General features: G+C 70.2%; 10 protein-coding genes. 7 read left to right on the top strand and 3 right to left on the bottom strand.

Annotated elements, in window-relative coordinates; all coding sequences use genetic code 11:
• Nucleotides 1-31: 31 nt before the first annotated feature.
• The gene (locus SOM19_RS00385) at nt 32-1,468 is read right to left on the bottom strand and encodes a M1 family metallopeptidase (RefSeq protein WP_320484572.1); all 1,437 of its coding nucleotides are present in this window, start codon (nt 1,466-1,468) and stop codon (nt 32-34) included.
• A gap of 125 nt (nt 1,469-1,593) precedes the next feature.
• Here SOM19_RS00385 and SOM19_RS00380 point away from each other — a divergent pair, with 125 nt between their 5' ends.
• From SOM19_RS00380 to SOM19_RS00350, 7 genes are all read left to right on the top strand, one after another.
• Nucleotides 1,594-2,739 (top strand): glycosyltransferase family 2 protein, encoded by a 1,146-nt coding sequence (locus SOM19_RS00380; RefSeq protein WP_320486632.1) that lies wholly within the window; start codon nt 1,594-1,596, stop codon nt 2,737-2,739.
• 22 nt (nt 2,740-2,761) lie between these two features.
• On the top strand, nt 2,762-3,142 hold the full coding sequence (locus tag SOM19_RS00375) for a hypothetical protein (RefSeq protein WP_414683609.1): 381 nt from the start codon (nt 2,762-2,764) through the stop codon (nt 3,140-3,142).
• 261 nt (nt 3,143-3,403) lie between these two features.
• Nucleotides 3,404-4,084, top strand: a complete 681-nt coding sequence (locus tag SOM19_RS00370) for a hypothetical protein (protein ID WP_320484571.1) — start codon at nt 3,404-3,406, stop codon at nt 4,082-4,084.
• Entirely contained in the window at nt 4,081-7,791 is a 3,711-nt protein-coding gene (locus tag SOM19_RS00365) for a fibrinogen-like YCDxxxxGGGW domain-containing protein (protein WP_320484570.1), read from the top strand. The genes SOM19_RS00370 and SOM19_RS00365 overlap by 4 nt, the downstream gene beginning before the upstream one ends.
• Nucleotides 7,791-8,492, top strand: a complete 702-nt coding sequence (locus tag SOM19_RS00360; RefSeq protein ID WP_320486630.1) for a CDP-alcohol phosphatidyltransferase family protein — start codon at nt 7,791-7,793, stop codon at nt 8,490-8,492. Before SOM19_RS00365 ends, SOM19_RS00360 begins: the two co-directional genes overlap by 1 nt.
• Nucleotides 8,489-9,832 carry an O-antigen ligase domain-containing protein gene (locus SOM19_RS00355; RefSeq protein ID WP_320484569.1) on the top strand — a complete coding sequence of 448 codons (1,344 nt, stop codon included), beginning with the start codon at nt 8,489-8,491 and terminating at the stop codon, nt 9,830-9,832. Before SOM19_RS00360 ends, SOM19_RS00355 begins: the two co-directional genes overlap by 4 nt.
• The gene (locus tag SOM19_RS00350; RefSeq protein WP_320484568.1) at nt 9,822-11,330 is read left to right on the top strand and encodes a lipopolysaccharide biosynthesis protein; all 1,509 of its coding nucleotides are present in this window, start codon (nt 9,822-9,824) and stop codon (nt 11,328-11,330) included. Before SOM19_RS00355 ends, SOM19_RS00350 begins: the two co-directional genes overlap by 11 nt.
• Here the strand turns inward: SOM19_RS00350 and SOM19_RS00345 are convergent.
• Nucleotides 11,311-11,916 carry a hypothetical protein gene (locus tag SOM19_RS00345; protein WP_320484567.1) on the bottom strand — a complete coding sequence of 202 codons (606 nt, stop codon included), beginning with the start codon at nt 11,914-11,916 and terminating at the stop codon, nt 11,311-11,313. The two genes, SOM19_RS00350 and SOM19_RS00345, sit on opposite strands and share 20 nt — an antisense overlap.
• Nucleotides 11,913-12,362: a UDP-N-acetylglucosamine--LPS N-acetylglucosamine transferase gene (locus tag SOM19_RS00340; protein ID WP_320484566.1), complete on the bottom strand. Its 450-nt coding sequence runs from the start codon at nt 12,360-12,362 to the stop codon at nt 11,913-11,915. Before SOM19_RS00340 ends, SOM19_RS00345 begins: the two co-directional genes overlap by 4 nt.
• Between the last annotated feature and the right edge of the window lies 1 nt (nt 12,363).

The raw sequence follows: 12,363 nt of genomic DNA, 5'->3' as shown, positions 1-12,363 counted from the left end.
CTGGACGGGGGCCGGGTGCCCGACCACCGGGCTACCAGGTCGTCGGCTTCGTGGGTTCGTACGCCCACACCTGGAAGAACTGATCCAGATCCTGCCCCGAGATATCCTCGGAGAGCGCGATGAAGTCGGAGGTCGTGGCCGTGCCGCCGCCGAACCGGTCCACCCATTCTGTGGCGAGGTCGAAGAAGGCCTCGTCGCCGATCTCGACCCGCAGCGCATGCAGCAGGGCGGCGCCGCGGTCGTACACGGCGGTCCCGAAGATGCCCAAGGGCCCGGGCTCGGCGAGGACCGTGCTCCAGGTCGACGATGTGGCGGCGCGGTTCATGACGCCCGTGAAGAGAGTCTGCGCGGTCGTCGTCCCGCGATGCTCGCGCCACATCCACGAGGCGTAGGTCGCCCAGCCCTCATTGAGCCAGATGTCGGCCCAGCGGCCGGGACTGACATGGTCGCCCATCCACTGGTGCGCCAGTTCGTGGGCGACCGTGTTCTCCGAGGCGGAGCTCGAGAAGAACGAACGGGTCTGGGTCTCCAGCGCGTAGCCGACCGTGTCGTTGTCGACGATCGCGCCGTAGGACACGAAGGGGTACGGGCCGAACCGCTCCTCGAAGAACGAGATCATCTCGCTCGTCCGCGCCAGCCCGGCGACCTGACCGGGCGAGCGGGTGACGTCGATGGCATCGATGATCGGGGTGCCGTTCGCAGCCGTGTACTGCTCGAGACGGAAGTTTCCGACGGTTGCCGTGGCGAGATAGGCGGCCATCGGATCGGGAGCGTCCCAGGTCCAGGTCGTGCGGCCCGCGGCGGTCTCGGAACCGAGGAGCAGCCCGTTCGCGACGGCGGTCAGTCCCTCGGGGACGGTGATCTCGAATGAGTACGTCGACTTGTCCGTGGGGTGGTCGTTGACGGGGAACCACGTCGCCGAGCCGTCCGGCTCGCTCACCACCATGGCGCCGTCGCGCGTCGTCACCCAGCCGTAGAGCGCGTCTTCGATGTCGGTGGGGCGCGTGGTCGTGCCGCCATACGTCACGACCACGGTCGCCGCCTGTCCGGCCTTGAGCTTCGGTCTCGGGGTGACGACCAGCTCGTTCGGCGCCTGGGTGAAGGCCACGCGCTTGCCGTTCACCGTCACCGCCGATGCCGTGAGGCCTCGAAGATCGAGGTTGAAGCGATCGAGGTCGGCGAGGGCCACGAGGTCGATGGTCGCCACGCCCGCGAGCGTTCCCTCGAGCGGCGCCGGTGCGGCCGCGGGAGGCGCGTAGTCGAGATCGAGGTCGTAGTGGACGACGTCGATTCCGCCGTTGCCGGCCAGCGGGAAGTACGGGTCTCCCGCACCGGGGTCGCCGGGGGCGTAGCGCGGCTCGCCCGGCGATCCTGGTGCGGCCACGGCACCGGACGAGGCGGCGACGGTCGATGCCAGGACGAGCCCGGCGGTCACGAAGGCGATACGGCGGAACGGGCGTGCAGACACAGCTTCCTCCTCACGCGCACTCCGGCGAATGCTCGTGACGCCAGCTTCCCGGCAAATCCCCGCTCTGTCGAGGGTTCTCGGCCCGCGGTTCGCGCAGGGCGCGGGCCGTGGGACGATGGATGGCAGTGCAGCTGTCGATCATCGTCCCCACGTTCAACGAAGCTCCCAACGTCGCGGAGCTGATTCGGCGCGTCACGGCGGCGGCGGACGGGATCGACGCCGAGGTGATCTTCGTCGACGACAGCACCGACGACACCCCCGACGTCATCCGGGCGGTCGCGGCATCCGCTTCTCTTCCCGTGCGCCTGATCCACCGCTCGTCGCGCGCCGGCGGCCTCGGCGGAGCGGTGGTGGAGGGGTTCGCGCTCGCCGAATCCGACACGTGCATCGTGATCGACGGCGACCTGCAGCATCCGCCGGAGGAGATCCCGGTGCTGTACGAGCGGTTCGCGCGCGGAGACGTCGACGTGGTCATCGCATCGCGCTACGTCGGCGGCGGCACCTCGACCGGCCTGGCCGACCGAACCCGCGTGCTGGTGTCGAAGGCCGCGACGGCGCTCACCCGTGCGATGTTCCCGATCCGGCTGCGCGAGGTCACCGATCCGATGACGGGGTACTTCATCGTGGACCGGCGCGCGATCGACGCCGCCACTCTCAAGCCGCGCGGCTTCAAGATCCTGCTCGAGATCCTCGCCCGCAAGAACCTGCGGATCGCCGAGGTGCCGTTCGAGTTCGCGGGCCGTCACGCCGGCGAATCGAAGGCGTCGATGCGTCAGGGGCTGCACTTCGTCGCGCAACTCACGGCGCTGCGCTTCGGGAAGATGTCGCTCTTCGCGGTGATCGGCGGCCTGGGTGCGGTCGTGAACCTCGGCATCCTCTGGGTCCTCACCGGCATGGGCGTCGACTACATCATCGCGGCCGTCATCGCCGCGGAGACCACGATCATCGGGAACTTCCTGCTGCTCGAGCGCTTCGTGTTCCACGATATGCGCGCCGCGGCCTCGGGCGGCTGGCTGCGGTTCGCGAAGTCGTTCACGTTCAACAACGCCGAGGCGCTCATCCGCATCCCGGTGATGGCGCTGATGGTCGAGTCGTGGCATATCTCCGCCGTGCTGGCCACCGCGCTCACGCTCGTGGTCGCGTTCTTCGTCCGGTTCGTGTTCCACTCCCTCGTCGTCTACGCCCCGCGCAAGGCGGGCGTCGAAGAGAGCCGTGCACGCAAGTTCGTCGATGAGCTGGACGCACAGGCGATGGCTCCCGGCGAGCTGTGATCGAGCGGATGCCCCTCCCCGCGTGACTGCTAGGCTCGCCGCCGTGCTGCCCGCCGACTGGATCGAGCACCGTCGCCCCGACGGTGAGACGGTGGGCTGGATGATCGCCGAGGGCGACGGGTTCCGGGTGCGGGATCTGCTCGGCCGCGAGCTGACGTCCGCGCCGATCGGCTGGCTCGACGCCGAGGAGCTGCTCGACGAGCTCGGCATCGGCTATCTCGCCGACCGCTGGAGGCTGCGCCTGCCCGACGGCTCGGAGCGTCCGGTGCGCATCGCCGAAGCGAGCGTCTTGGGCGTGACCGTGGTGTTCGATGAGTTCGGTGCGGCCTCCGCCGTGGGCGCCGACCTCGAGCGGGCGCGGCTGCCTTTCCCCGCGCCCCCGGAGCTGCGCTCGGCGCGCTGAGCTCGCCGTGCAGGCGGTGGAGTCCGGCGCACTATAGAGCACGCGCGCCTCCCGCACCAGGGTCGGGCGGCGTTCTCGTTGCCTCTTGACCCGCCCGGCCGAGTGATTAGCATTAACCTCGCGCCCCTCACCCGACGGCGCACGGATACTGGGGTATCCGTGTACAGCCGGCGCAGCATCCCACGGCGGAACCCGATCCGCCTGGTGGGCAGGGGAGGTGCGCGCGTTGTGCAACCTGGGAACCGAGTACGTGGTGGCGTCATGACGGCGCCCTCCGAGACCGGACGCGTGGCGAGCTCGCGGCGGCGCGGGGCGCGTATCGCGGTCGCGGCGCTCGTCGTGCTCGTGGCCGCGTCGATCGCTCTCGCGCTCGTCGTCCTGCTGCCCTCCGCTCCCGACCCGTCGGCGCAGGCGCCGGTCGCCACCGAAGCGGCTGAGCCCCCTGACGACGAGCCGTCCACGGCGTCGTTGGAGTTCGACGCCCCTGCCGCGGTCCCCCTCGGCCCCGACGAAGACGCCGAGGTCGAACGCGCCGAGGAGACGGCCGTATCCGCCGTGGCGGCGATCAACGAGATGGCGCAACGTGCGGACGGCTCGACCGTCGGACTCGACCAGATCGCGACGGGCTTCGTGCTCGGCGAGCTCCAATCCTCCGCGCGAGATCGATTCGACCTTGGTTACCGCCAGATCGGTGAGGCCCGCGTGACGCAGACCACCGCCTCGGCGGTCGACCTCGAGGGCGACCCGCCCTCCATGACCCTCACCGTGTGTGTCGATGTCTCCGACATCGACGTCCTCGACCAAGCGGGGAACTCGTTGAAGTCCTCGCTGTACGACCCCGGCCGGCCTGTCAAGCACGTCTACGGAGCTGTGTTCCAGGACGACGTGTGGAAGCTCGCCACCCATGAGATACCCGACGACCAGGATTGCGCGCTGCCATGAACGAGAACGACCGTCCCCGAGGACACCGCACCCCCGCCTCCGTGAGCCGCCGCCTGGCGCTGTCGGCGACGATCGCGATCACCGCGCTCATCGGCGCGCTCGCACTCCCGGTGCCGGCGACGGCCGCGGACCCGCTGCCGGACGGCAAGGCCGAGGCCACGGCTGCGGGCTCGTGCTGGGAGATCAAGCAGAACCATCCGTCGTCGACGAACGGCGTGTACTGGCTCCAGACGCCTGCGCTCGTGCACCCGCAGCAGTTCTACTGCGACCAGGAGTCGGAAGGCGGCGGATGGGTCCTGGTCGGGCGCGGTCGAGAAGGCTGGAAGAGCTACTACCAGGGCCTGCAGACCGCGGCGATCGTGGCGAACACGCCTTCCGGCACGGGCGCGTTCAAAGTGGCGCAGCTGCCGTCTTCGACCATCGACGGCTTGCTGAACAAGGGCCGTGTCGATGCGCTGGCGGACGGCATCCGGGTTCGCAGGGCGGCGGATGCCGCCGGATCGTCCTGGCAGGAGGCGCGCTTCCAGATGGCTCTGCGCGACCGCTGGGTATGGACCTTCGATGCCGAGCACCGCGTCGGCACCTGGCGCTTCGGTTCGACGAACGGGAGCGGCGGCATCACCCGCAGCTTCGGGAACAACAACTCCTTCAACCGCATCGACACGGCGGCGAGGCAGTCGCACAACTGGCTCGCGGGCTGGGCGTACGGCAGTCAGGTCACCGGGCAGAACGCCAGCACGTCGTACCTGTGGACGCCGAACAACAATCAGGGCCCCGCGTATCCCTTCAGCCAGGTCTTCCTGCGTCCGACGCTCCGGCTGGCCGACATGGACTTCGGCGCGATCCCCGACACCGGCTCCCCGGCGACCACCTTGCCGCCGATCCCGAACAGCGACGCCATGCCGACGGTGTGGGGCGTGTCGGGATTCGGCAACGGCGTGGGCGGCGAGCTCAACACCGAGGTCGCGGCCTTCGGCGAGGTGGCCGGCAAGGTCTACGTCGGCGGCAACTTCCGGTACGTGCAGCGCACCGAGGCGGGGTCCGGGCAGGTCGAGCAGCCCTTCCTCGCCGCGTTCGACGTGGCATCCGGCGAGTGGGTCTCAAGCTTCCGGCCGGTCCTCAACGGTCAGGTCAAGGCGATCGCGGCGCTGCCCGACGGGCGTCTCGCGGTCGGCGGCCAGTTCTCGTCAGTGAACGGCACTTCGCAGGCGGGCCTGGCCGTCCTCAACCCGGCGACGGGCGCACTCTCGGGCACCCAGGTGATCGCCGAGAACCGGACCACCGGCGGTATCCCGTATGTGCGGGGCCTCGACGTGCAGGGCAGCCGGCTCTATGTCGCAGGATCGTTCACCCATCTCACCCGGGCCGGGGCGTCCTCCAGTGCGAGCGCGTGGAACGGCGGGCGCGTCGATCTGGGGACCACCGCGCCGGACACCGGGTGGAACGCCTTCCTCAACGGCACGACGGTGTCGGTGGATGCCTCCGCCCAGGGTGACCGCACGTACTACTCCGGATACTTCACGATGAAGGAGAACACCCGGGCGACGAGCGGAACCGCCCTCCAGACCGCGGCGGGCGCACCCTTGACCAGCCCGCAGTGGAAGCCCTCGTTCAGCCGGGCGACCCTCAACCCGGACGGGAGCTATTCCGGCAACGTCTGGCAGCTCGGCGTCGTCGAAGCCGGCGACCAGGTGTGGATCGGAGGATCCGAGCACTCGTTCTTCTCCTACGACCGCAGCACCTTCGCGCTGACGAGTGGAAGCATCACCAAGGCGGGCGGCGACTTCCAGGCCGCCGCCGCAGGCAACGGGCTCGTCTACGGCGGGTGCCACTGCGGCGACTGGGTGTACCAGGACGCGTACATCTGGCCCGACGTCGGGACCAACTGGACGCAGGCCGACAAGATCGGCCTCTTCGGCGCGTGGGATGCGCAGACGCGCCGGTACGTGCACGACTTCGCGCCGATCGTGACCGCGCGCGCGGGATACGGCGTGTGGGCGATCTTCGTCGACTCGCGCGGCGCGGTGTGGGCCGGCGGCGACCTCTCCCGCACCATCCGCGCCGGCTTCGTCAACCAGTGGTCCGGCGGGTACGCCCGCTTCGCCCCGCGGGACTCCGTGGCTCCCACCCGGCCGGGGCCGATCACGGTCACGCCGGCGGGAGGCGGCACGCAAGCCGAACTCAGCTGGAGTGCATCGTCCGATCCGGGCGGCGTGACGTACGAGGTGATGCGCGGGAACCGGGTGATCGGGTCCACCACCGCGAGGACCTACAGCGTCCCGGCAACCGACACCGCCACGAAGTACTTCGTGAGGGCTCGGGATGCCGTCGGCAACAGGTCGGCGAGCACGGCAGCCGTCACCGTCCAGAGCGCTCCCGATACCTTCCTCTCGCTCATCGACACCGGAGAATCCTGGTCGTACCGGTTCACAGCCGATCCGCTCGCGGCGAACTGGACCGCCGTGGACTACAACGACTCGTCCTGGCCGGTCGGCAACGGCGTGCTCGCCCGCGGGGTGGCCGGCGCCGCGACGAACATCGACCCGAGCGCTCTCTCGCCGCGTCCCCTCAGCGCCCAGTTCCGGCACGAGTTCACCGTCGAGGACGCCGCCACCATCGTGAACGGCACGGTGTCGGCCATCGCGAACGACGGCGTGGTCGTCTACCTCAACGGCGTGGAGATCGGCCGGACCAGGATGCCCTCCGGCACGCTGACCCAGAACTCGTACGCGACCAGCGCGGTCACCCACAGCGTCGCGGCGGCGAGCCGGGCGACGTACGCTGTGCCCGCCGGCCTGCTGCGAGAGGGCACGAACGTCATCGCGGCGTCGTCGCACGCCAACTACCGCACGACGCCCGACATGAGCTTCGACCTCTCCTTCGTCGCGGAGCGCGGCGATCCGGTCGCGGCTCCGGGTCCGGTGACGGGTCTCACGGCGACGAACGTGACGGACGACTCCGCCACTCTCACCTGGTCGGCGCCCACCAGCGGCGGCGCGGCGGCGTCGTACACGGTCAGCCGTGACGGTGCCGAGGTGGCCTCGGTGCCGGCCTCACAGCGGACGTTCTCCGACACCGGGCTGGCCGCGTCGACCACCTACACGTATGGCGTCGTCGCCGTCGGCGCCGGGGGGACATCGACCCCGGCGACGGTGCAGGTGCAGACGTCGCCTGCGCCTGACCCCGGCGGCGACCCCCCTGTCGTCATCGAGAACGGCTCGTCGTGGTCGTACCGCTACTCGAGTGATCCGCTTCCTGCGGGCTGGAACACGCGCGCTTTCGACGACTCCACGTGGGCGGCAGGGACTGCCGTGCTCGCGCGCGGAGTCGCCGGCGCGGCGACGAACATCGATCCGACGGCGCTCACGACCAAGCCGCTGAGCGCGCAGTTCCGCCGGGAGTTCACCGTGGTGGATGCCGCGGGGGTCTCCGACGGGACGCTCAGCGTCATCGCGAACGACGGGGTCGTGGTCTACCTGAACGGCGTCGAGCTGGGCCGAACCCGCATGCCGGTCGGCGCGCTCACGCAGAACTCGTACGCGACGGCTGTGGTGACCCACAGCGCCGCGGCCGCGAGCCGATCCACCTACGCCGTGCCGGCGGCACTCCTCGTCGAGGGGGAGAACGTCATCGCCGCGTCCACGCACGCGAACTTCCGCAGCACCGCCGATCTGAGCTTCGATCTGGCGCTCAGCATGCCGAGGTGATGGAACGCCTGGCCCGGGGACACGCGCTCGATGCGCTCAGTTCGGCGCAGAAGCCGGCGGTCGGTGTCCCCGCCTACCTCAGATGGATCAACCGTCCGCTCGGCGGACGCGTCGCGGTGGAAGCGGCGGTCGTGGGAGCGACCCCCAACCAGCTGACCGCGGTCAGCGCCGCACTGGGCGCCGCCGGCGTGCTCGTGATCGCCCTGGGCACCGCCCCCTGGCTGCCCGCCATCGGCGCCCTGCTCCTCCTCGCCGGCTACGTCTTCGATTCCGCGGACGGTCAGCTCTCCCGCATCCGGAAGACGGGTGGCCCGGCTGGCGAATGGCTCGACCACGTCGTCGACGGCGTGCGCTCGCCGCTCGTCCACGTCGCGGTCGCGGCGTACCTGTTCCGCACCGGCGCCCCGCTCGCGCTCGTGGTGGTCGCGGCGCTCTTCTCCGTGCTGGTGTCGGCCTGGTTCCTCTCGCAGCTCCTCGCCGAGAAGCTGCTGCCGCGACGAGCGGCCGCCGGCGACCAGCGTCCCGGACTGGTCGACGCGCTGATCCGGCAGCCGCAGGACCCCTCGACGACGTACGCGGTCGTCGCTCTGCTCGGGTTCCCGCTCCTCTTCGCCTTCCTGTACACGCTGCTCTTCGCCTGGCACCTGTTCACGTTCGCGGTCTCGCTCGCTCGCAAGTACCGCCAGCTGAGGTCGCTGTGAGCTCGCTCCTCCCGCCTCCCGCCGGGTCGTCCTTTCGAGCGACCAGGGGGAGCGAGCCCGTCGGTGCCGACACGCCTGCGCTCCCCGCCTGGCCGGTCCTCGTGCTGCTGTGGGGCTACCCCGCGTTCTGGGCGCTCGGCCTGCTCCCGTTCGCCCCCGTGATCGTGGCGATCCCGATGCTGGGCTTCCTCACGCTCCGGCGCAGCGTCACGGTCGTCCCGGGACTGATCCCATGGTTCGGGTTCGCCGTGTGGATGATCCCCGCGGCGCTCATGGTCGACCAGCTGGGACGGCTGACCGGCGTGGGCATCCGCTTCAGCCAGTACCTCGCCCTCGCGATCATGATGCTGTACATCGTCAATGCCCGCCGCGCCCTCTCGCCGCGCCGCCTCCTCAACGGACTGACGTTCATCTGGGTGTTCGTGATCGTCGGGGGCTACCTCGGGATGATGTTCCCGGATGTGCGGCTGACCTTCACCGTGGGACTGCTCCTCCCGGACTTCCTGGCATCCAACGACTACATCGCCGACCTGGTGTTCCCCTCGCTGGCGGAGGTCCAGACGCCTCCGGGCGCGGAGGAGCCGTTCCAGCGGCCGTCGGCCCCCTTCGCCTACACGAACGGCTGGGGCGCGGCCATCGCCGTGCTCACCCCGATGGCGGTCGCGACGGCGATCGGGCACCGCAGTGCTCGCGCGGTCTGGCTCGTGGCGGCGGGCCTCGTGGCGATCATCCCGCCCGCGGTCGCGAGCAGCAACCGCGGGATGTTCCTCGGACTGGGCATCGGCGTCGTGTACGTCATGCTCCGGCTCCTTCTGCGAGCGCGGTGGCTGGCACTGATCTGCGTGGCGGCACTCGCGGGCGCCGCGGCCCTCCTCCTGACGTGGTCGGGGTTCCTCGATGAGATCGCCGCGAGGCAGGAGGTGGTCGACACGACGCAGGGACGGAGCGGCTTGTACGCGGAGACGTTCGAACGCACCCTGACATCGCCGATCCTGGGCTACGGAGCGCCGCGCCCCAGCTTCCGGAGCGAGATCTGGATCGGCACGCAGGGGGCGATCTGGAGCGTGATGTTCTGCTTCGGCTTCGTCGGCCTGGCGCTGTACGCGTTCATGCTCCTCAGCGGGGCGCTCCGCACCGCCGGCGCCCCCAACCTGTCGACCCTCTGGCTGCACGCGAGCGTCGTGGTGGCCTGCGGTCTTTCCCTCTTCTACGGGATGGACCGCCACCTGGTGTTCGTCGGAGTCGCCCTGGCTCTGATGCTGAGGGAGCGGTACTCCGGCGAGTCGAGCTACTGGACCCCGAGCCCCGTTCCGTTCGGGCGGCGGGGGCATGGGCGCTGAGCGGCTGGCCCGCAGCGGTCTGATCAGCCTGACCGGGTCGGCGTTCGCCGCTGTCGCAGCGCTCGTGGTCACGTCGATCGTGGGCAACCTGCTGGGTGCGAGCGGCACGGGCCTGTTCTTCCAGGCCGTCGGCATCTTCACGATCCTCACCCAGGTGCTGCGTCTGGGCACGAACAGCGGAGTCGTCCGCTTCATCTCCGCGGAGCGCGCCTTCGACCGCACCGGCGCGGAATGGCGAATCGTCCTCTACGCGGTGGTGCCGGTGGCCGCCGTCTCCGCCTGCGCGTCCATCGTTCTGTGGCTCGGCGCACCGGGGCTCGCCCGATGGCTGGCCGGGCCGGGAGAGGCGTCATCGCTGGAGGAGCTCCTGCAGGCGATGAGTCCTTACGTCGCCGTCGGTGCGGTCATCGGCGTGCTGCAGATCGCGGCGCGGATGCTGAGGGGGGTCGGCGCCTTCACCCTGCTGCAGAGCGTGCTGCTGCCGGCGTCGCGCCTTCTCACGGTGCTCATCGGCACCGTCGTCGCCCTCTCGGCGTCGGCCGCCTTCCAGGCGTGGCTCTGGCCCCTGCCGTTCTGGCTGCTCGTGAGCATCCTCGTCATCACGGCGCCGTTCGTCCGCGACTTCCGTCTGCGACATCGCTTCCGGGACGACCGACGGGCGACCTTCCGGTCGTTCTGGCGTTTCAACCTCCCTCGAGCCCTCGGCGCCAGCCTCGAATCCGTCCTCGAGTGGGCGGACGTGCTCATCGTCGCTGCGCTGGCATCGCCCGAGGTGGCCGGCGTCTATGCGGTGGCGACGAGGACGGTACGGGTGGGCGGCATCGTCGACAAGGCGATGAGGGTCGCCGTGGCGCCGCGGACGTCGTCCCTGCTGGCGCGAGGCGAGCTGACGGAGTCCAGCCGCCTGCACGTGCGGGTCGTGCGCGCGATGATCCTCTTGAACTGGCCGTTCTACTTCCTCCTGATCTCGATGGGCGGATCGGTGCTCCTCGTCTTCGGACCGGAGTTCGTGCAGGGCTGGGCGCCGATGGCCCTGATGGCTGCGGCGACGATGCTCCAGACCGCCGCAGGGATGCTGCAGAGCATCCTCCTTCAGGGTGGACGGAGCACGTGGCAGATGTACAACAAGTCCCTGGCCGTGACGATCAGCATCGCGGGGAACCTGCTCCTCGTGCCCTTGCTCGGGATCTGGGGCGCCGCGATCACCTGGGTCGTCGTCGTGGTCGTGGACAACGCCCTCGCCGCGCACCAGGTGCATCGCCGGATGGGCGTGCATCTCGCACCGCGCGCGCTCATCGTTCCCGCGCTGCTCCCGCTCGTGGTCTTCGGGATCGGCGGCGCGGCGTTCAGCTGGTGGGGCGGCGTGGGCTTCGCATCGCTGATCGTCGGGACGGCGACGCTCAGTGCGGTCTACGCGGTCGTGCTGTGGGCACTGCGCCGACGCATCGGCATCGCCGGTCTGTGGCGGCATGTGCCGTTCATCGGCCGCTTCGCGTGACCGCGCGCGCCAGCGCCGCGGCGCTGCGGAGGAGGCGCCGCACCCGGTGCGGCCACGGCAGCTTCCGGACGGGCCGGTCCAGGAGCTCGCGCACTCGGCGGGCACCCGGCGTCTCGATGTCGCGACCCGCCGGCCGGGATTCGCCGGGAGAGGCTTGCAGGGCGCCCGCGAGCAGCGCCTCGAGCTCGCCGTAGGTCGTCGCGCGCCGGATGATCCCGAGCTTCTCCATCTCGGAGGTGAACACCAGCTGATGGTCGTCGACCACCTCGCCCCCGCCTGGCACGCGAGGCACGATGATCGGGATCACCTTGAGAGACCGCATGTCCATCACGCCGCCCGCGCCTCCCTGCAGCACGACGGCGTCCGCGTCGGCGCACCGCGCCAGCAGCTCGTCATACGGCAGGAGGGCGACGTTCTGGGCGCCGTCCACCGGCCGCGAAGGGCCGTGCTGCACCAGCAGCCGCACGTCGGGATGCCCGTCGCGCCAGCGCTGCATCCACTCCATCAGGCGATCGAAAGGCAGGTGATACGTGCCCGCCGAGACGACGACGAACGGCGTGGATGCGGCGACCACCTGCTCGCTCACAGCACCACCCCCACGTTGCGCGAGCCAGGGTAGAACGGCCGCATCCCGTCCCACTGCACGAGGAACTCGTCGCTGAAGGGGTACACGAGCCGACCACTCAGTCCCGGAGAGGTCACGCGGTCGACCGGCTCGAGGTAGACCGTCCGCGCTCCGTACAGGCGAGCGAGCGCGAAGAACGGCAGCGCGATGGCGGCGCCCGTGGAGAACACCACGTCGGGTCGTTCGGCGGCGAGCACCCGGCGGGCCAGGCCGAAGTTGCGGATCAGGTTCGGGACGTTGCGCACGGTCGGATAGTGGATCTCGTAGACCTTCTCGTCGGAGAGCCGGGAGCGGGCATCCTCGACCGGGAACGTGGCCCAGCAGCGCTCGTGCTGTCCCCACCATCCCCGCAGGGCGAGCGCCTGCGTCAGGTGCCCGCCGGATGAGCAGGCGATCAGGATCTTCATG

The organism is Microbacterium sp. CFBP9034 (genome assembly GCF_034045255.1).
GTDB lineage: Bacteria > Actinomycetota > Actinomycetes > Actinomycetales > Microbacteriaceae > Microbacterium.
Note: the sequence above shows the minus strand (reverse complement) of the source record. Positions and strands in the feature narration are given on the sequence as shown.

What these genes read in the sequence shown, in the direction of transcription:
- SOM19_RS00370 (WP_320484571.1), top strand. Translation starts at nt 3,404, where the DNA reads ATGACGGCGCCCTCCGAGACCGGACGCGTGGCGAGCTCGCGGCGGCGC.
- SOM19_RS00365 (WP_320484570.1), top strand. Translation starts at nt 4,081, where the DNA reads ATGAACGAGAACGACCGTCCCCGAGGACACCGCACCCCCGCCTCCGTG.
- SOM19_RS00360 (WP_320486630.1), top strand. Translation starts at nt 7,791, where the DNA reads ATGGAACGCCTGGCCCGGGGACACGCGCTCGATGCGCTCAGTTCGGCG.
- SOM19_RS00350 (WP_320484568.1), top strand. Translation starts at nt 9,822, where the DNA reads ATGGGCGCTGAGCGGCTGGCCCGCAGCGGTCTGATCAGCCTGACCGGG.
- SOM19_RS00340 (WP_320484566.1), bottom strand. Translation starts at nt 12,362, where the DNA reads ATGAAGATCCTGATCGCCTGCTCATCCGGCGGGCACCTGACGCAGGCG.